20 protein-coding genes and 1 tRNA gene are annotated in these 16248 nt (G+C 71.9%); 6 read left to right on the top strand and 15 right to left on the bottom strand.

The genetic code is table 11. The features are described from left to right. Positions 1–5: 5 nt before the first annotated feature. The 8 genes from ACZ3YL_RS10140 to ACZ3YL_RS10105 all read right to left on the bottom strand — a co-directional run bounded on the left by ACZ3YL_RS10140 (position 6) and on the right by ACZ3YL_RS10105 (position 4910). Positions 6–926, bottom strand: coding sequence for an RNA polymerase sigma factor SigF (locus ACZ3YL_RS10140; protein WP_188304850.1), 921 nt, complete (start codon positions 924–926; stop codon positions 6–8). Positions 927–1071: 145 nt separating this feature from the next. Next, the gene (locus tag ACZ3YL_RS10135) at positions 1072–1827 is read right to left on the bottom strand and encodes an RNA polymerase sigma factor SigF (protein ID WP_465656729.1); all 756 of its coding nucleotides are present in this window, start codon (positions 1825–1827) and stop codon (positions 1072–1074) included. Between the two features lie 358 nt (positions 1828–2185). Next, positions 2186–2479 carry a Dabb family protein gene (locus tag ACZ3YL_RS10130; RefSeq protein ID WP_188304849.1) on the bottom strand — a complete coding sequence of 98 codons (294 nt, stop codon included), beginning with the start codon at positions 2477–2479 and terminating at the stop codon, positions 2186–2188. A 13-nt stretch (positions 2480–2492) separates the two neighbouring features. Next, a complete protein-coding gene (locus ACZ3YL_RS10125; protein ID WP_188304848.1) occupies positions 2493–2657 on the bottom strand; it encodes a hypothetical protein in 165 nt (54 codons plus the stop codon). Between the two features lie 444 nt (positions 2658–3101). Further along, positions 3102–3191 (bottom strand) — tRNA-Ser (locus tag ACZ3YL_RS10120). Positions 3192–3221: 30 nt separating this feature from the next. Next, the gene (gene tadA / locus ACZ3YL_RS10115) at positions 3222–3785 is read right to left on the bottom strand and encodes a tRNA adenosine(34) deaminase TadA (RefSeq protein ID WP_188304847.1); all 564 of its coding nucleotides are present in this window, start codon (positions 3783–3785) and stop codon (positions 3222–3224) included. 50 nt (positions 3786–3835) lie between these two features. Next, complete coding sequence (locus ACZ3YL_RS10110; protein ID WP_188304846.1) at positions 3836–4393, bottom strand: tRNA adenosine deaminase-associated protein; 558 nt, start codon at positions 4391–4393, stop codon at positions 3836–3838. A 280-nt stretch (positions 4394–4673) separates the two neighbouring features. Beyond that, positions 4674–4910, bottom strand: coding sequence for a hypothetical protein (locus ACZ3YL_RS10105; RefSeq protein ID WP_188304845.1), 237 nt, complete (start codon positions 4908–4910; stop codon positions 4674–4676). 162 nt (positions 4911–5072) lie between these two features. On the opposite strand from ACZ3YL_RS10105, the gene upp reads away from it, so the two are divergent. Further along, the gene (gene upp / locus ACZ3YL_RS10100) at positions 5073–5708 is read left to right on the top strand and encodes a uracil phosphoribosyltransferase (protein WP_188304844.1); all 636 of its coding nucleotides are present in this window, start codon (positions 5073–5075) and stop codon (positions 5706–5708) included. Between the two features lie 87 nt (positions 5709–5795). Here the strand turns inward: upp and ACZ3YL_RS10095 are convergent, their stop codons facing one another. After that, positions 5796–6467, bottom strand: a complete 672-nt coding sequence (locus ACZ3YL_RS10095) for a LytR C-terminal domain-containing protein (RefSeq protein WP_223242253.1) — start codon at positions 6465–6467, stop codon at positions 5796–5798. Positions 6468–6718: 251 nt separating this feature from the next. After that, positions 6719–7015 (bottom strand): type II toxin-antitoxin system VapB family antitoxin, encoded by a 297-nt coding sequence (locus tag ACZ3YL_RS10090; RefSeq protein WP_030273186.1) that lies wholly within the window; start codon positions 7013–7015, stop codon positions 6719–6721. A 181-nt stretch (positions 7016–7196) separates the two neighbouring features. Between ACZ3YL_RS10090 and ACZ3YL_RS10085 the strand changes: the two genes are divergently transcribed. Continuing rightward, complete coding sequence (locus ACZ3YL_RS10085) at positions 7197–8777, top strand: helicase HerA-like domain-containing protein (RefSeq protein WP_465656554.1); 1581 nt, start codon at positions 7197–7199, stop codon at positions 8775–8777. 79 nt (positions 8778–8856) lie between these two features. Here ACZ3YL_RS10085 and ACZ3YL_RS10080 read toward each other — a convergent pair whose 3' ends face one another. Further along, a complete protein-coding gene (locus ACZ3YL_RS10080; protein ID WP_465656552.1) occupies positions 8857–10023 on the bottom strand; it encodes a hypothetical protein in 1167 nt (388 codons plus the stop codon). A gap of 163 nt (positions 10024–10186) precedes the next feature. Next, entirely contained in the window at positions 10187–10870 is a 684-nt protein-coding gene (locus ACZ3YL_RS10075) for a rhomboid family intramembrane serine protease (RefSeq protein WP_188304840.1), read from the bottom strand. Positions 10871–10952: 82 nt separating this feature from the next. Between ACZ3YL_RS10075 and ACZ3YL_RS10070 the strand changes: the two genes are divergently transcribed. After that, the gene (locus tag ACZ3YL_RS10070) at positions 10953–11471 is read left to right on the top strand and encodes a YbhB/YbcL family Raf kinase inhibitor-like protein (protein WP_188304839.1); all 519 of its coding nucleotides are present in this window, start codon (positions 10953–10955) and stop codon (positions 11469–11471) included. A 116-nt stretch (positions 11472–11587) separates the two neighbouring features. On the opposite strand, the gene ACZ3YL_RS10065 is transcribed toward ACZ3YL_RS10070, so the two are convergent. After that, the gene (locus tag ACZ3YL_RS10065) at positions 11588–12553 is read right to left on the bottom strand and encodes a helix-turn-helix transcriptional regulator (protein WP_188304838.1); all 966 of its coding nucleotides are present in this window, start codon (positions 12551–12553) and stop codon (positions 11588–11590) included. Between the two features lie 94 nt (positions 12554–12647). Between ACZ3YL_RS10065 and ACZ3YL_RS10060 the strand changes: the two genes are divergently transcribed. Together ACZ3YL_RS10060 and ACZ3YL_RS10055 are read left to right on the top strand one after the other, a co-directional pair. Continuing rightward, a complete protein-coding gene (locus ACZ3YL_RS10060) occupies positions 12648–14138 on the top strand; it encodes an MFS transporter (RefSeq protein WP_188304837.1) in 1491 nt (496 codons plus the stop codon). Positions 14139–14209: 71 nt separating this feature from the next. Beyond that, a complete protein-coding gene (locus ACZ3YL_RS10055) occupies positions 14210–14431 on the top strand; it encodes a KTSC domain-containing protein (RefSeq protein ID WP_188304836.1) in 222 nt (73 codons plus the stop codon). Here the strand turns inward: ACZ3YL_RS10055 and ACZ3YL_RS10050 are convergent. Beyond that, a complete protein-coding gene (locus ACZ3YL_RS10050) occupies positions 14404–14688 on the bottom strand; it encodes a DUF2087 domain-containing protein (protein WP_188304835.1) in 285 nt (94 codons plus the stop codon). The genes ACZ3YL_RS10055 and ACZ3YL_RS10050 overlap by 28 nt on opposite strands. A gap of 95 nt (positions 14689–14783) precedes the next feature. Beyond that, positions 14784–15425 carry an HhH-GPD-type base excision DNA repair protein gene (locus ACZ3YL_RS10045; RefSeq protein WP_188304834.1) on the bottom strand — a complete coding sequence of 214 codons (642 nt, stop codon included), beginning with the start codon at positions 15423–15425 and terminating at the stop codon, positions 14784–14786. A 305-nt stretch (positions 15426–15730) separates the two neighbouring features. Between ACZ3YL_RS10045 and ACZ3YL_RS10040 the strand changes: the two genes are divergently transcribed. Next, positions 15731–16078 carry a DoxX family protein gene (locus ACZ3YL_RS10040; protein ID WP_188304833.1) on the top strand — a complete coding sequence of 116 codons (348 nt, stop codon included), beginning with the start codon at positions 15731–15733 and terminating at the stop codon, positions 16076–16078. Positions 16079–16248 lie beyond the last annotated feature (170 nt).

Genomic DNA, 16248 nt, shown 5'->3' with positions numbered 1-16248 from the left:
GGCGGTCAGCCCTCGCTGATCAGCCCCGCGCGGAGCTGGGTGAGCGTCCGGGTGAGCAGCCGGGAGACGTGCATCTGGGAGATGCCGATCTCCTCGCCGATCTGCGACTGGGTGAGGTTGCCGAAGAACCGCAGCATGATGATCCGGCGCTCGCGCGGCGGCAGCTTGGCCAGCAGCGGCTTGAGCGACTCCCGGTACTCCACGCCCTCCAGCGCGAGGTCCTCGTAGCCGAGCCGTTCGGCCAGCGGCCCCTCGCTGTCCTCCTCGCCGGGGCTGGAGTCCAGCGAGCTGGCGGTGTAGGCGTTGCCCACCGCGAGGCCCTCGACCACGTCCTCCTCGCTGACCCCGAGGCAGGCGGCCAACTCGGCGACGGTGGGGGAGCGGTCCAGCCGCTGGGACAGTTCGTCCCCGGCCTTGGTGAGTGCCAGCCGCAGCTCCTGCAGCCGCCGTGGCACCCGGACCGACCAACTGGTGTCCCGGAAGAAGCGCTTGATCTCGCCGACCACGGTGGGCATCGCGAAGGTGGGGAACTCCACCCCGCGTTCCGGGTCGAAGCGGTCGATCGCCTTGATCAGCCCGATCGTGCCGACCTGGACGATGTCCTCCATCGGCTCGTTGCGGCTGCGGAAACGCGCCGAGGCGTACCGGACCAGCGGCAGGTTGAGCTCGATCAGGGTGTCCCGGACGTAGGTGTGCTCCTCGCTGCCCGCTTCCAGTGCGGCCAGCCGCAGGAACAGCGAGCGGGAGAGCGTCCGGGTGTCCAGCCCGGCGCCGGGCGGCGCCTGGGTGGACGTCACCGGGCCGGGCGCCCCGGCGCCGGGCCTTTCGAGAGACGTGGCCCGCTGGAGCGGGATCCGGTCCTCGGCGACCGCCGTACCCTTGGCCTGACCAGCGTGGATCTCCGCAGTGCCCAGCTCTCCGGACATGCACCCACCCCCTTGTGACTGACAGTTGAACGGGGGCCGTCGCACGGAGGTTCCCGGCAGGGGCCCAACCCCCTCCATACCGGAACACGGTCCTCGGCAAACCCGAACGTCGCAAGATGTCACGTCGGAGTAACGCGCTGCAATCTCACTCTTCCCAGGAGTTGCCGGTCCGAAGCCTGGTCAGGATCCGGGAGAGCAGCCGGGAGACGTGCATCTGGGACATCCCCAGTTCGGTGCTGATCTGCGACTGGGTGAGGTTGGCGAAGAACCGCAGCATCACGATCCGCCGCTCCCGCTCGGGGAGTTGGACCAGCAGGTGGCGGACCATGTCGCGGTGCTCGACCTCGACCAGTGCGGCGTCCTCGTAGCCGAGCCGGTCCAGCAGGGCGAGCCCGCCCTCGTGCTCCTGGGCGGCCTCCAGGGAGGCGGCGTTGTAGGCGCGCCCGGCGTCCAGGCAGGCCCGGACGTCCTCCTCCGGGATCCGCAGGCTGGCGGCGATCTCGGGCACCTTGGGGGTCCGCCCGTGCTGCACCGTCAGCTCCTCCATGGCGCCGCTGACCTGGACCCACAGCTCCTGGAGTCGGCGCGGGACGTGCATGGTGCGGACGTTGTCCCGGAAGTAGCGCTTGATCTCGCCCAGGATGGTCGGCAGCGCGTAGGTGGGGAACTGGACGCCCCGGGTCGGGTCGAAGCGGTCGATCGCGTTGATCAGACCGATGGTGCCGACCTGGACGACGTCCTCCATCGGCTCGCTGCGGCTGCGGAAGCGGGTGGCCGCGTAGCGGACCAGCGGGATGTTCACCTCGATCAGGGCGGCCCGGACCCGCTCCCGTTCGGGGGCGTCCGGCGGCAGCTCGGAGAGTCGTTCGAACAGCACCCGGGTGAGTGTCCGGACGTCCATGACGGGGCGGCCGCCGGGGCCGCGAAGCCCGTCCGGACGGAGCTCACCGGCCGGGCTGATGATCGCAGCCAACACGTCGTCCACGGACACGTCACCCCTCCCAAATTCAACAATGGTGGGCCCTGCGGATCGGGTGTCGCGGCTGGTTCGCACCTCGCCATGTCCGGCAAAACCGGTCATAGCATCACAAGGTGGGCACAGGTCGGGCAAGCACCCGGTGGAGGTGTGTTGGTGGGGTGCCCGGGCTTGGCCGGTCCCGCCGGCGAGGCGCCGCAAGGATTGTTCCGGGGCAGACCAAGACGCCCCGTCCGGGGACCGGACGGGGCGGGCGCGGGCCGTCCGGGGGACGGCGGCGGGGTCAGACCTCGATGTCGGCGATCACCCAGGTCGCGAACTCGCGCCACTGGCCGGCCGCGGCCTGGTGCGCGGGGTGGGTCAGGTACGCCTGGAGGGCCGTGCCGTCCTCGACCAGGCTGTTGATCGCGTAGTCGTACGCGATGTCGCGCTCGGTGGTGTTCCAGCCGCACTCCCACTCGCGCAGCTCGGGGATCAGCGAGCCGAGCTCGGCGAACGCCTTGGCACCGGACAGCACGCGCTGCTCGTCCTTGGCGACGCCCTCGTTGAGCTTGAACAGGACCAGGTGGCGGATCACGATGTGCCGCTCCTTACTTGATCAGACCGGTCATGAAGGTGCCGACCGCCTTGGCCGCGTTCGAGATGCCCTCGAAACCCAGCTGGACGAGTTCGGCGGACCGGGCCGGCGAGGTGATGATCGAGTAGAGCACGAAGATGAGCAGGAGGGCCATGCCGATCTTCTTCGCCTGCGCCATCGTGACCTTCCTCCCTGCGGTGGGCCGCCGTCATCCGGGTCCCCGAGCGGCCCTGCAGGGCAGCTTATCCACCGGACGGGCTATCAAGTGTGCGGCGCGTTCGCCCGGCGGGACGAAGGTCCCCGCGAGTGGGGCCTTTCTCCGGATGTCCCGGCGCGGCCCGGACGGCAGGATGGTTGACGTGCCGAGGATCTGGCAGGAATCCCCGGCGTGTGGATCCGGAGCCCCCGCTGTGGGACCGGTGGTCGCGGCTACCCCCCTCGCGGCGCCGGTTGTGGGACTCCGCCGGGGGAGCGGTCAGTCCCCCCGAGCCGCTCCCCCTCCAAGGCTCCGTACGAGCCGGGCCATGGTGGTCATCAGCCCGGAGTACGGGGCCCTTTCCGTGTTCGAGGGGGCGCGGAAACGCCGAGGGCCCGTCCGGATCGGACGGGCCCTCGGGCTTTCTGGCGGTAGCGGTGGGATTCGAACCCACGGTGGAGTTGCCCCCACACACGCTTTCGAGGCGTGCTCCTTTGGCCGCTCGGACACGCTACCGAGGGGAACTCTACCGGACGGGTGGCACGGTCACGAAATCCGTATCGAAGGGCCGTCGCCGGGGCCTCGGCGGTGGGTGTCGAAGAATGCGCGCAGCTGCTCGCCGCACTCCTCGGCGAGGACGCCCCAGATCACCTCGGGCCGGTGGTTGAGCCGGCGGTCGCGCATCACGTCGAAGAGCGAGCCGGCCGCGCCGGCCTTCTCGTCGAGGGCGCCGTAGACCACCCGGTCGATCCGGGACAGCACGATGGCTCCGGCGCACATCGTGCAGGGCTCCAGGGTCACCACCAGGGTGCAGCCGCTGAGCCGCCACTCCCCGAGCCGGTCGGCGGCCTGCCGGATCGCGACCACCTCGGCGTGCGCGGTCGGGTCGCCGACCGCCTCGCGCTCGTTGTGGCCGCGTCCGATCACCTTGCCGTCCGGGCCCAGGACGAGCGCCCCGACCGGGACGTCCCCGGTGGCCGGCGCCAGGGCGGCCTCGGCGATGGCGAGGCGCATCGGCGCCGCCCAGCGGTCGCGGACCGGGTCGGGGCGGACGGGGGCGGGCAGCGGGGGGACGTACGGGACGGTCAGCGGGGTGGATGCGGGCTGCATGGCATCCAGTGTCGGGCATCCGGTGGTGGACACCGGTGCGACCGGGGCCGTTACCGGACCGACTCCAGGACCTCGCCGCAGCCCAGGGCCTCGGCGATCTCCTCCAGGGCGTCGCCCGGCACCGCGCCCTCGCCGCTGAGACCGAGCAGTTCGTCGGCGGCCAGGCCGAACTCGGTGAGCAGGTGGGCGTCGCCGAGCGGGCCGACCGGGACGCCGTCGCGGGCGTCCGCGTCCTCGTCGTCCCGCGCCTCGGTCTCCGACTCCTCGTCCAGCAGGTGGTCCAGGTCGCCGAACTCGCTCTCGCCGGCCTGGTCGACCAGCTCGTCGGTGAGGACGGAGCCGTAGGAGCTGCGGGCCGCGGCGGCGCCGTCCGACACGAAGATCCGCGGGTCGTCCTCACCGTCCACCCGGAGGATGGCGAACCAGGAATCCTCCTGTTCGATGAAGATCAGGACGCTGTCGTCGTCCTGTGCGGAGCCGCGGGCCAGATCGGTCAGATCGGCCAGGGTTTCGACGTCGTCGAGCTCCGTCTCGCTCACATCCCACCCGTCCTCGGTGCGAGCAAGCACTGCAGCGAAGTACGCCACCAGGGACACTCCCAAGATCATCGGTCTCGGCTGTCGGCGCGTTCGGGCAACGCGGAAATCTGGCCGCCCCCGCGCCAGAGGCGATCCGCTTGTTCGGACCGTCCCATCGGAATCGTGACAGAAAGCCCGCCCTCGCGGGGGGTGTTCGGCAGCGCGTCTTTGCAGGTCGTGTCGGAAGGGCCGGGTGGCGGCGGGCGGAACCCGGGCGGGACCGTCCGACGCCGGTCGAATTTTGTTCCGAACGCCCGGAGGAGGGGCGGCCGGGTCGCGACGGGGTCTCGGCGCGGCCGGCGGAGCGGTGTCAGATCCGGAAGGTTCGCATCCGCATCGCTTCGCGCATCCGCCGTTCCTTGGTCCGTCGGGGCTGTACCCGCTCCCTCAGTTCACGGGCTTCGGCGAGCTCGCGCAGGAAGACGGCCCGCCGCCTGCGGCGCTCCGACTCGGTCTCCGGGGGGTCCTGCGGCGGGCCGGCGCGAAGGCCCGCCGCGCCGGCGGGGTCGTCCGCCGAGCCATCCCCGGCCTTCGGGTTGCTCGTCATAAGACGTGACATTCCCCGAACGGCCGGGTTGATACCACAGGAGCCGGTTCCGTCCGGACATCCGGCGTGCGTCACGGCGTGTCACGAAAAGGTGACCGCGGCCGGTGGGCGGCCTGGCACGGCGTGTCGTACAGGCGTCCAGGACCGGGCTAACCTCGGTACATGCGTCTCCACGTCGTCGACCACCCCCTGGTCGCCCACAAGCTCTCCACCCTGCGCGACGAGCGCACCGACTCGCCGACCTTCCGTCGCCTGACCGACGAGCTGGTGACCCTCCTCGCCTACGAGGCCACCCGGGACGTCCGCACCGACGAGGTGGAGATCACCACGCCCGTGGCGGTCACGCTCGGCACCCGGCTCAGCTACCCGCGTCCGCTGGTCGTCCCGATCCTGCGGGCCGGCCTCGGCATGCTGGACGGGATGACCCGTCTGCTGCCGACCGCCGAGGTCGGCTTCCTCGGCATGGTGCGCAACGAGGAGACCCTGGAGGCCTCCACGTACGCCACCCGGATGCCCGACGACCTCTCCGGCCGCCAGGTCTACGTGCTCGACCCGATGCTGGCCACCGGCGGCACCCTGGTCGCCGCGATCAGGATGCTGATCGAGCGCGGTGCCACCGACGTCACCGCCGTGGTGCTGCTGGCCGCGCCCGAGGGCGTCGAGGTGGTGCAGCGGGAGCTGGCCGGCCTGCCGGTCACCGTGGTCACCGCCGCCCTCGACGAGCGGCTGAACGAGAACGGCTACATCGTCCCCGGCCTGGGCGACGCGGGCGACCGGCTGTACGGCACGGCCGGCTGACCACCCTTCCTGCACGACTCCGAACGTCCGAGAGCCCCCGGCACTGCGTCTGCCGGGGGCTCTCCTCGTCCTGCATGGTCAGTACACCTAGCAGCTGCCGGTGGCGCTCGGGGTGGGGGAGGGCTTGATGGCCAGGGCGAGGGCCGCGGCCGCCTGGGTCTCGTCCAGCAGGGCGTTGTAGCTGTCGCCGATCACGAAGTCCACGGTGGTGTCGGCGCGGGCGTCGGCGGTGACGGTGGCCCCGGCGATCTGGGAGCTCACCAGGGTGCCGGCGGCGACGCCGGTCGGGCCGGCGATCACCTGGGCGGTGCCGGGCACCTTCTTGTCCAGCTCGGCGGGCGCGTTGCCGACCTTGCCGATGGTGAAGCCGCGCTTCTTGAGCTCGTCGGCGGTCCGGCCGGCCAGGCCGGCCTTGGTGGTGGCGTTGTAGACGTTCACCGTGACGGCGGAGGGCTGCGGGACGGCGTGCGGGTCGACCGGCGCGCCGGAGGCCGCGGGGGCGCCCGGGGTGGCGCCGGCGGTCGGGGCCGCGAGCGGCTTGCCGGACGGGGCGGCGCAGGCCTGGGCGGCGGCGTTCCTGTCCTTGCCGCGGAAGATGTCGTACAGCTGTACGCCGCCGAGGCCGATCAGGGCCAGGGCGAGCAGCGCCGCGAGTGCGGCGATCACCTTGCGACTCTTCTTCGGGGGCCGGCCCAGCCGCGGATAGGCGTTGCCGGTGACGCGGTACTGCTTCCCCTTGAGGCCTTGGGGAGTCAACATGCTCACGGTCTGTCTCCCCCTCGTGCCAGGGCGGGTCGGGATGACGGGGTGGGCCGGGTAGGAGACGCCCTCAGGTGGGGGCGGATCCCCTGGTCGCGGCCGTAGTCAGCAGCGTAGTGCCGGACAGCTGTGAAGGTACTAAACGATCATCATCTGGAGTACCCCGGTACCCGAAAGGAGGTATCCGGGTACGCGCGGACCGCCCTCCGCCGGGTGGCGAGGGGGCGGTCCTGGGAGCCGGGGTGCGGCCGTCAGTCCATTTCGAGGACACGGGCGTGCAGTACCTGGCGCTGCTGCAGCGCGGCCCGTACGGCCCGGTGCAGCCCGTCCTCCAGGTAGAGGTCGCCGTGCCACTTCACCACGTGGGCGAAGAGGTCCCCGTAGAAGGTCGAGTCCTCGGCCAACAGGGTTTCCAGGTCGAGTTGGCCCTTGGTGGTCACCAGCTGGTCGAGCCGCACCGGGCGTGGGGCGACGTCAGCCCACTGACGGGTGCTCGTCCGGCCGTGATCCGGGTACGGCCGCCCATTGCCGATGCGCTTGAAGATCACACGGAAAGCCTACCGTTCGGACGGCGCGCGGCGCAGCAGCCGCGGCGCCGCCACGCGCACGGGTGCGAGCTGCGGGAGGGCGATTGCGGCTGTTTGATGGGAAATGTCGTGAACATCGCCTGGGCCCGGCCGGGTTCAGGACCAGCTCCCGTCCGCCGATCCCGCCCAGGAGCGTGCCCCGATGCCTTCCGCCACCACCCCGCCGGCCGTCCGGGAGATCGCCGACGGGTACGCCTTCACCGGGCCCGCGCTCGACCTCGGCGCGGCGCTGCTGGACGGCACCGCGTACCCCGACGCGCAGGTGCGCATCCCGCTCGGGGTGCTCAACCGGCACGGGCTGGTCGCCGGGGCCACCGGCACCGGGAAGACCAAGACCCTCCAGCTGATCGCCGAACAGCTCTCCGCCCAGGGCATGCCGGTGTTCCTCGCCGACATCAAGGGCGACGTCTCCGGCATCGCCGCGCCCGGTGCGCCGGGCGACCGCACCGCCGCCCGGGCCGCCGAGGTCGGGCAGGAGTGGACGCCCCGGGGCTGCCCGGCCGAGTTCTACTCGCTCGGCGGGCAGGGCACCGGCATCCCGATCCGGGCCACCGTCACCAGCTTCGGCCCGCTGCTGCTCGCCAAGGTGCTGGACCTGAACGAGACCCAGGAGTCCTCGCTCAGCCTGGTGTTCCACTACGCCGACCGCCAGGGCCTGGAGCTCTACGACCTCAAGGACCTCACCGCCGTCATCGGCCACCTCACCTCACCCGAGGGCAAGGAGGAACTGCGCACCATCGGCGGCCTCTCCGCGGCCACCGCCGGGGTGATCCTGCGGGCGCTCACCGTGCTGGAGAACGAGGGCGCCGGGGCGTTCTTCGGCGAACCCGAGTTCGACACCGCCGAACTGCTGCGCACCACGACGGACGGGCAGGGCCTGGTCTCGGTGCTGGAACTGCCCGCCGTGCAGGACCGGCCGCGACTGTTCTCCACCTTCCTGATGTGGCTGCTCGCCGACCTGTACCAGGAACTGCCGGAGGTCGGCGACCTGGACCGGCCCAAGCTGGTGTTCTTCTTCGACGAGGCGCACCTGCTGTTCAAGGGCGGCTCCAAGGCCTTCCTGGAGGCGATCACCCAGACCGTACGGCTGATCCGCTCCAAGGGCATCGGCATCTTCTTCGTGACCCAGACGCCGAAGGACGTCCCGGCCGAGGTGCTCGCCCAACTGGGCAACCGGGTGCAGCACGCGCTGCGCGCCTTCACCCCGGACGACGCCAAGGCGCTCAAGGCCACCGTCTCGACCTTCCCCCGCTCCTCCTACGACCTCGGCACGGTGCTCACCTCGCTGGGGACCGGCGAGGCCGTGGTCACCGTGCTCTCCGAGAAGGGCGCGCCGACACCGGTCGCGGCCACCAGGCTGCGGGCGCCGCAGTCGTTGATGGGGCCGATCGAGGAGGGAGCGCTGCGGGCGGTGGTGGACGCCTCGCCGCTGACGGCGCGCTACCGGGACGCGATCGACCGGGAGTCCGCGTACGAGAAGCTGGCGGCCCGGGCACCCCGGCCGGAGCCGGCACCGGTCGAGCCCGCCCCGCGTGAGCCCGCGCCGCGTGAGCCCGTGCCGCGTGAGCCCGTGCCGCGGCGGGAGGAGCCGACGGGGGCGGGCGGGCTGCTGGGCTCGCTGCTCAGCAACCCGACCGTGAAGTCCTTCGCCCGCTCGGCCGGGAAGCAGCTCGGGCAGGAGATCTCGCGCAGCCTGTTCGGGACGTCCAAGCGGCGGCGGTGAACCCTCGGGCGGTGAGCTACCGGTCGGTGAGCTTTCCGTCGGCGGGCTATCGGCCGGTGAGCCTTCAGACGGCGGGCTGTCAGCCGGCGAGTGCGGCGCCGATCCGGTCCAGCGAGGACAGCCGCATCAGGCCGTAGTTGTAGAACTCGACCTCGGGGACGCCGAGTTCGCGCAGGGCGGCGATCTTGGCGGCGAGGTTCTCCGGGCCGTCGCAGTCCGAGGCCATCGGGCGCAGGATCACCGCCATCCGCTCCGGGCGGACGCCGTGCAGAGCGAAGGCGGCGAGTTTCTCCCGGACGGCCTCCGGGGTCCTCGCGTAGCCGAGGGTCTCGATCTGGTCGGTGGCCCGTGCGAGGGCGGGCAGGTCGATGCCGGACAGCCAGCCCTTGCCGGGGCCGCCGCCGTCCATGAAGCTCAGCCGCATGCCGTGCCGGCGGGCCTGCTCGGTGAGCTCGGCGGCGAGCGTGGTGACGGTGGCGGCGGAGGCGTCCACGTAGGCGGCGAAGGCGCCGTCGGCGAGGGCGCTCAGGTCGGCCGGCTCGGCGGCGGCGCTCTCGTCGGCCAGGCGGCGGCGCAGTTCGCTCCGTACCGCCTCGGCGACCCGCTCGGCGGGGACGCCCGCGCGGGTGGCAGCGGCGCGGCAGTGCGGACAGAAGCAGACGCCGAGCAGGGCCTCGGTGGTCGGGCCCAGCTCCTCGAAGTAGCGCTCGTGGTGGTAGCCGTGGCGCAGGCCGTGGAAGTGCAGGGACTCGGCGCGGATCGCGTCCACGCCGTACCGGGCGAGTTCCTCGACCAGGGTCAGCGCGTACTCGCGGACCTCCGGGTGGGCCGGGCAGAGCTCGGTGAGGTGGCGGTCGCCGAAGGCGTTCGCCGGGGCGCAGTCCGGGTGGGCGAAGCCGAGCCGGTCGTTGTGGCAGAAGACCGTCCAGGCGTGCAGCTTCAGGCCCCGGCGGCCGGCCTCGGCGGCGGCCTCGGCGAAGGGGTCGCGGTCGCCGATCGCGGTGGACGGCACGGGCGCCAGCCGGCGGCCCCGCCAACGGGCCCGGTCCGGGCGGAAGTAGGCGGTGCCGGGCTCCAGGTAGCGGATCACCCGGCGGGGGTTGTGCGGGAAGACGTCGCGGGCCTCGTGGTAGACGGAGGCCAGGGTGACGCCGCCGACGCCGGCCCGGTCGGTGAGGTTGCCGAAGAAGGTGTCGGCGCCCTCGTCGAGCAGGTCGGTGGCGAAGGCGAGGACGGACGACTCCACGGTGCGGCTCCGGAGCTGGGGGCAGGTGCGTCGTTCACGCTAGCCGCAGGGGTGGGAATGGTCTATACCTGGCTGGTTCGGAAGGCCATTCGGACGGGCCGTTCGGATAGGCCGTTCGGATAGGCCGTTCGGAAGGGCCGTTCGGAAGGGCCGTCCGGATGGGCTAGAGGCCCAGGTCGTCGAGCTCCTTGAGCAGGGCGGCGTTGGGGCTGCCGGGCGAGGGCGCGATGCCGGCGGGCGCCCCGGCGGGGGTGGCGGGCGCGGGCTTCGGCTGCGCCTGGTCGCGGAGCAGGACGGCGGCGGCCAGCCCGCCGATCAGCCCGCCGAGGTGGCCCAGCCAGCTGACGCCGTGGGCGATCGGCAGGATGCCGATCAGGGTGGTCCAGTAGACCGCGGCGACGCCGAGGCCGACGACCGCGTCCAGCACGTTGCGGTCGAGGACCCCGCGCAGCACCACGTAGCCGAGGTAGCCGTAGACCATGCCGCTCGCCCCGGCCGTCACCGTGTTCGGGCTCTCCAGCAGCCAGACCGTGAGTCCGCCGGAGACCGTGATCACCAGGCTGGCCAGCAGGAACTTCCGCATGCCCCGGTAGGCGGCCAGGAAGCCGAGCACGAACAGCGGCCAGGAGTTGGACAGGATGTGGTCCCAACTGAAGTGCAGGAACGGCATGGTGAACATCTCGGGCAGGTCGCCGACCTGCTCCGAGCGCAGGCCGAACTCCCTGGACAGGTCGTAGTCGTCCAGCCAGTTCAGCACCTGTACGGACCAGATGACGGCCTGGATCCCGAGCATGGTGAACAGCGCGCGGCGGGAATCCGAGAACAACTGGGCGAGTTTCGAGACCATGACGTCGACTGTAGGGGCGCCCGGATCGGACGTGCACCCCATTACAGTGACCGGTGTCATCCCGACCGTGAGAGGTGCACCCATGAGTGTTCGTCCGCCGCTGCCGTACGAGTTCCTGCCGCAGGTGCCGTCCTTCCCGCTGAGCAGCCAGGACTTCACCGAAGGCGCCACGCTGGACCGGGAGTTCATCCACGCGGGCGGCAACCTCTCGCCGCAGCTGGCCTGGTCGGGCCTGCCGGAGGGCACCAGGAGCATCGCCGTCACCTGCTACGACCCGGACGCGCCGACCGGCTCCGGCTGGTGGCACTGGCTCGCCCTCAACCTGCCCGCCGACACCGTCGAACTGCCGCGCGGCGCCGGTTCCTCGGACGACAGCCTGCCCGGCGCGGCCTCCTTCCACGGGCGCACCGACTTCCCCGGCAACAAGTACGACGGCGCCGCCCCGCCGCCCGGCGCCCCGCACCGCTACGTGTTCGCGGTGCACGCGCTGGACGTCGAGAAGCTCGACGTCACCGCCGACACCCCGGCGGCCCAGGTGGGATTCCACCTGACCTTCCACACCCTGGGGCGGGCGCTGCTGACCGGCGAGTACGGGGTCTGAGCAAAGCGCTGAACAAAGCCCTGAGCGAAAGCCCAGAGCAAAAGCGCTGGGCAAAAGCGCTGGGCAAAAGCGCTGGGCAGCGCCCTGAGCAATGCCCTGAGCATGCGGGCGAGGGCCTAACTCCCGCTTTCCGCGGCGTGTTCGGCCCTCGCCGCTATCGCGCGCAGGTGGGCGCGCAGCTCCGGGGGCTCGTGCACCTCGAAGTCGCAGTCCAGCATCAGCAGTCCGGCCGCCATCCACTTCAGGGACTCCGCGCGGGCGCGCAGCCGGCAGCTGTGGTCGTCGATCGGCTCGATCTCGTAGTCCCCGGTCCAGGGCATCCAGCCGTCGACCTCGGCGGCGGGGCGGTGGACGGTGGCCACCATGGAGCGGGTCGGTGAGCGGCGCAGCCGGTTGGCCACGAAGACGGCGGCGTCCTCGGCGGGGAGCGGGCGCGGGGTGAAGCGGGCACCGGTGGCGAACGGGTCGGCGATCCGGTCGACCCGGAAGAGCCGCCAGTCGTCCCGGTCCAGGTCGTAGCCGATCAGGTACCAGCGGCGGCCGGTGGAGACGAGGCGTTCGGGTTCGACGTTGCGCCGGGTCTCGGCGCCGTCGCGGTCCCGGTAGGCGAAGCGCAGGCGTTCGTGGTTGGTGACGGCGCCGGCGAGCAGGGTCAGGGCCTCCGGGTCGACGGTCGGGCCGTCCCCGGTGAGCAGGGGCACGGTGGCCTTGTTGAGGGTGCCGACCCGGTGCCGCAGCCGGCTCGGCAGCACCTGGAGCAGTTTGCCGAGGGCCCGTACCGAGGCCTCCTCGATGCCGACCACGGCGTGCCCGGCGGCCGCCCGCAGGCCGACCGCGATGGCCACCGCCTCCTCGTCGTCCAGCAGCAGCGGCGGCATCGCGGTGCCCGCGACCAGCCGGTAGCCGCCGTCCGCGCCCATGGTGGCCTGCACCGGGTAGCCGAGGTCGCGCAGCCGGTCGATGTCGCGGCGGATGGTGCGGGGGCTGACGCCGAGCCGTTCGGCGAGTTCGCTGCCGGGCCACTCGCGCGGGGTCTGCAGCAGGGACAGCAGGTTGAGCAGCCGGGCCGGGGTGTCGGTCATGCCGTCCAGCATGCCGGACGAACTGGGACAGCTCCTGACCTATATCGCCCGTACCGTTCTCCGCGTGGAGAAGCGGACGAGCGAGGAGAGCGGAATGAGTACGGCAGGAGCCGACCGGCGGAGGTGGATCGCGCTGGCGATCGTGATGGTCGCCTCCTTCATGGACCTGGTGGACGTGACCATCGTCAACATCGCCATCCCCAGCATCCAGCAGGACACCGGGGCGTCCTTCAGCGCGATCCAGTGGGTCACCGGCGGCTACGCGCTGGCCTTCGCGGTCGGGCTGATCACCGGCGGCCGGCTGGGCGACATCCACGGCCGCAAGCGGCTGTTCCTGATCGGGATCGGCGGCTTCACGCTCGCCTCGGCGCTGTGCGGGCTGGCCTCCGGCCCGGAGATGCTGGTCGCGATGCGGATCGTCCAGGGCCTGACGGCGGCCCTCATGGTGCCGCAGGTGCTGTCGATCATCCACGCGACCTTCCCGGCCGAGGAGCGCGGCAAGGTCTTCGGGATGTTCGGCGCGGTGGTCGGACTGGGCGCGGTGTCCGGTCCGATGATCGGTGCGCTGCTCACCGAGTGGAACCTGCTCGGCCTCGAATGGCGGCCGATCTTCCTGATCAACCTGCCCGTCGGCATCGCCGGCCTGCTCCTCGGCCGCCGCTTCATCGATGAGTCCAAGGCCGAGCACGCGCTCAAGCTCGACCTGGTCGGCGTGCTCCTGGCCAGCCTCGGCCTGCTGATGCTGATCTACCCGCTGACCCACGGCCGGGAGGCCGGCTGGCCGCTCTGGGGCTACCTGTCGATGGCCGGCAGCCTCCCGGTGTTCCTGCTGTTCGTGGCGTACGAGAAGGCCAAGACGCGGCGGGACGGCTCCCCGCTGGTCGAACTGTCGCTGTTCCGGGTGAAGAGCTTCGCCGCCGGGATCTGCGTGCAGCTGGCCTTCGGCGTCGCGCTCGGCATCTTCTTCCTGGTCTGGACCCTCTACATGCAGGTCGGGCTCGGCTGGAGCCCGCTCAAGGCCGGCAGCACCGGCATACCGTTCTCGCTCGCCGTCTCCACGGCGGCCGGGCTCTCGGTGCAGAAGCTGGTGCCGCGGTTCGGGCGCAAGGTGCTCCAGACGGGCGCGCTGGTGATGGCGGCGGGCGTGCTCACCTACATCTGGGAGGCCGACCGGTACGGGACGGCCATCGCGCCCTGGCAGATGGCGCTGCCGCTGGTCGTGATGGGCCTCGGGATGGGGCTGATCGTCGCGCCGATCACCGACGCGGTGCTGTCCGAGGTGCCGCGCCGGCACGCCGGCTCGGCCTCGGGGCTGATCAACACCGTGCAGCAGATCGGCAACGCGCTCGGGCTCGGGCTGGTGTCGGTCGCCTTCTTCGGGGCGATGGACGACGTGGTCGCGCCGGACAAGCTGGGGACGGCCTTCGGCGGGGCGTTCGTGCACGCGATGTGGTGGGTCGCCGGGGTGCTGCTGGCGGTGTTCCTGCTGATGTTCGCGCTGCCGCGCAAGCGCGGGGTGGCGGTCGAGGACGGCGCCCCGGCCGTTCCGGGGCAGGCGGAGGAGCAGCAGCCCGTGCTGGTCTGAGAGCCGTTCCTCAGGTCGGGGGCCCCGGTCGCACTGCGCGACCGGGGCCCCCGCCGCACACTGGGAGGGTCATGGACCGTACGGCGGTGGACTCCTCGGTGCTGCGCTCGGTCGGGTACGACCCGCGGGCGCGGGTGCTGGAGCTGGAGTTCACCGGCGGGCGGGTGTACCGGTACGCGGACGTACCGGCCCGGGTGCACCGGGAGTTGCTCGCGGCGCGGAGTCACGGGCGGTACTTCCTCCGGTCGGTCCGGGGGCGGTACGCCTACTCGGCGGTGCCGGCCCGCCGGTAGTCGCTGCCGTCCCTGGTCCGGGCCAGGTGCCCGGCCTCGACCAGGTCGCGGCGCAGGGCCGGGGCGTCGTCGTGCACGGTGCGCAGGGCGTCGTTGACCTCGGCCTCGGTGTAGCCGCGCCCGGGCTCGAACAGGGTTTCCGCGAGGTGGGCCAGCAGTTGCTCCCGTCGGGCCGCCTTGCGCGGGACGGTGATCAGGCGGCCGTCGGGGGAGAACAGGCCGGCCACGCTGCGGGCGGCGGGGGTGGGTGCGGTCATACCGGAAGCGTCGCCGGGTGGGGCGGGGTGCGGCAATCGGTTTTCGGGGGCGGGTGGGGTCCATCGGGGCCGCCCGGCGGGTGCCGCGGGTCGGATCAACGGGCGCCGGTGAGGCCCGCGGTGACGGTGCGGGTGGTGGTGCGGGGCTTGGCGGCGGCCTTGGCCTCCTTCGCCGCGCGCTTCATCTCCTGCTTGAACTCCCGTACCAGGATGAGGGAGTCGGGGCCGGTGATGTCGGCGACCGAGCGGTGCGCGCCCTCCTCGCCGTACGCGCCGGCCGCCTCGCGCCAGCCCTCCGGCCGCACCCCGTACTGCTTGCCGAGCAGCGCCAGGAAGATCTGCGACTTCTGCTTGCCGAAGCCGGGAAGGGCGTTGAGGCGGCTGAGCAGTTCCTTGCCGGTGCGGGCGTCCTTCCACAGGGCGGCGGCGTCGCCCTCGTACTGCGCGACGAGGAACTGGCACAGCTGCTGCACCCGCTTGGCCATCGCGGCCGGGTAGCGGTGGACGGCCGGCTTGGCGGAGAGCAGGGCGACGAACTCCTCCGGGCTGTAGGTGGCGATCTCGTGGGCGTCGAGGTCCTTGCGACCGAGGCGCTGGGCGATGGTCAGCGGGCCGGTGAACGCCCATTCCATCGGCACCTGTTGGTCGAGGAGCATGCCGACGAGTGCGGCGAGCGCGCTCCGTCCGAGCAGTTCGTCGGCCTCGGGCTGCTGGGCGAGCCGGACGGTGACGTTCATGAGGTGTGCCCTCCTCGGAGTTGACGTCGGTCGGCGCCCAGTCTGGATGACGCGGAGTGGACGGACACCGTCAACACGCCCGGAGCTGGGGAAGTCTTGGTGTTCCAACCCTTGCCAGAGCTGCTTTGTTCGTTGGCGGAGCGGTTGTTGGGGGTTTCCCGGAGGTGTCGCGGAAACATTTTTGTCCGCGGTGGTCACATTCGGCGCGTGCGCCGGGTCAGTGCTGTGTCCGACCGGATCCGACCGGAACGGACCGACCGGACCGACCGGACCGACTCGACCAGCCACCGAACGGGAGCACTCCAATGTCCGTCGCCCACATCGTCGTCACCGTCCTCGGCGCCCTCATGGTCGGCTTCTCGGCGTACTCCGTCTTCGCCGGCGCCGACTACGTCGTGGGGCCCCTCGCCGAGTACGGCGTCCCGCGCGCATGGTGGACCTGGCTCGGCGTCGCCAAGGCCGCCGGCGCCCTCGGCCTGCTGGCCGGCCTCGCCGTCCCGGCCATCGGCTACGCGGCTGCCGTCGGCATCATCCTCTACTTCCTCGGCGCCGTGATCACCGTCGCCCGCGCCCGCGCCTACGCCCACATCCCCTTCCCGCTGATCTACCTGGCCCCGGCCGCCGCCTCCCTCGCCCTGGGCCTCGCGGCCTGACGGAACCCACCGCCGGCCCCCGTCGCCGGAGAAGTCCGGTCCTCGATGGGCGGGTTGAGGGTGGGCTCCCGGGGTTCGGGCGGGGGTTCGAGCGGGTTGGGTCATCTCATATGACTGTTGGTGTTGTGGCGATGTGAGGGGTGGGTGGCGGGTCATTCTTGATCCCCGAC

This window comes from Kitasatospora sp. NPDC023176 (assembly GCF_055560495.1).
Note: the sequence above shows the minus strand (reverse complement) of the source record. Positions and strands in the feature narration are given on the sequence as shown.

Coding starts and splice junctions, on each gene's coding strand:
- ACZ3YL_RS10140 (WP_188304850.1), bottom strand. CDS start 926: ATGTCCGGAGAGCTGGGCACTGCGGAGATCCACGCTGGTCAGGCCAAG.
- ACZ3YL_RS10135 (WP_465656729.1), bottom strand. CDS start 1,827: ATGGACGTCCGGACACTCACCCGGGTGCTGTTCGAACGACTCTCCGAG.
- ACZ3YL_RS10125 (WP_188304848.1), bottom strand. CDS start 2,657: ATGGCGCAGGCGAAGAAGATCGGCATGGCCCTCCTGCTCATCTTCGTG.
- tadA (WP_188304847.1), bottom strand. CDS start 3,785: ATGCAGCCCGCATCCACCCCGCTGACCGTCCCGTACGTCCCCCCGCTG.
- ACZ3YL_RS10110 (WP_188304846.1), bottom strand. CDS start 4,393: ATGATCTTGGGAGTGTCCCTGGTGGCGTACTTCGCTGCAGTGCTTGCT.
- ACZ3YL_RS10105 (WP_188304845.1), bottom strand. CDS start 4,910: ATGACGAGCAACCCGAAGGCCGGGGATGGCTCGGCGGACGACCCCGCC.
- upp (WP_188304844.1), top strand. CDS start 5,073: ATGCGTCTCCACGTCGTCGACCACCCCCTGGTCGCCCACAAGCTCTCC.
- ACZ3YL_RS10095 (WP_223242253.1), bottom strand. CDS start 6,467: ATGTTGACTCCCCAAGGCCTCAAGGGGAAGCAGTACCGCGTCACCGGC.
- ACZ3YL_RS10085 (WP_465656554.1), top strand. CDS start 7,197: ATGCCTTCCGCCACCACCCCGCCGGCCGTCCGGGAGATCGCCGACGGG.
- ACZ3YL_RS10075 (WP_188304840.1), bottom strand. CDS start 10,870: ATGGTCTCGAAACTCGCCCAGTTGTTCTCGGATTCCCGCCGCGCGCTG.
- ACZ3YL_RS10070 (WP_188304839.1), top strand. CDS start 10,953: ATGAGTGTTCGTCCGCCGCTGCCGTACGAGTTCCTGCCGCAGGTGCCG.
- ACZ3YL_RS10065 (WP_188304838.1), bottom strand. CDS start 12,553: ATGACCGACACCCCGGCCCGGCTGCTCAACCTGCTGTCCCTGCTGCAG.
- ACZ3YL_RS10060 (WP_188304837.1), top strand. CDS start 12,648: ATGAGTACGGCAGGAGCCGACCGGCGGAGGTGGATCGCGCTGGCGATC.
- ACZ3YL_RS10055 (WP_188304836.1), top strand. CDS start 14,210: ATGGACCGTACGGCGGTGGACTCCTCGGTGCTGCGCTCGGTCGGGTAC.
- ACZ3YL_RS10050 (WP_188304835.1), bottom strand. CDS start 14,688: ATGACCGCACCCACCCCCGCCGCCCGCAGCGTGGCCGGCCTGTTCTCC.
- ACZ3YL_RS10045 (WP_188304834.1), bottom strand. CDS start 15,425: ATGAACGTCACCGTCCGGCTCGCCCAGCAGCCCGAGGCCGACGAACTG.
- ACZ3YL_RS10040 (WP_188304833.1), top strand. CDS start 15,731: ATGTCCGTCGCCCACATCGTCGTCACCGTCCTCGGCGCCCTCATGGTC.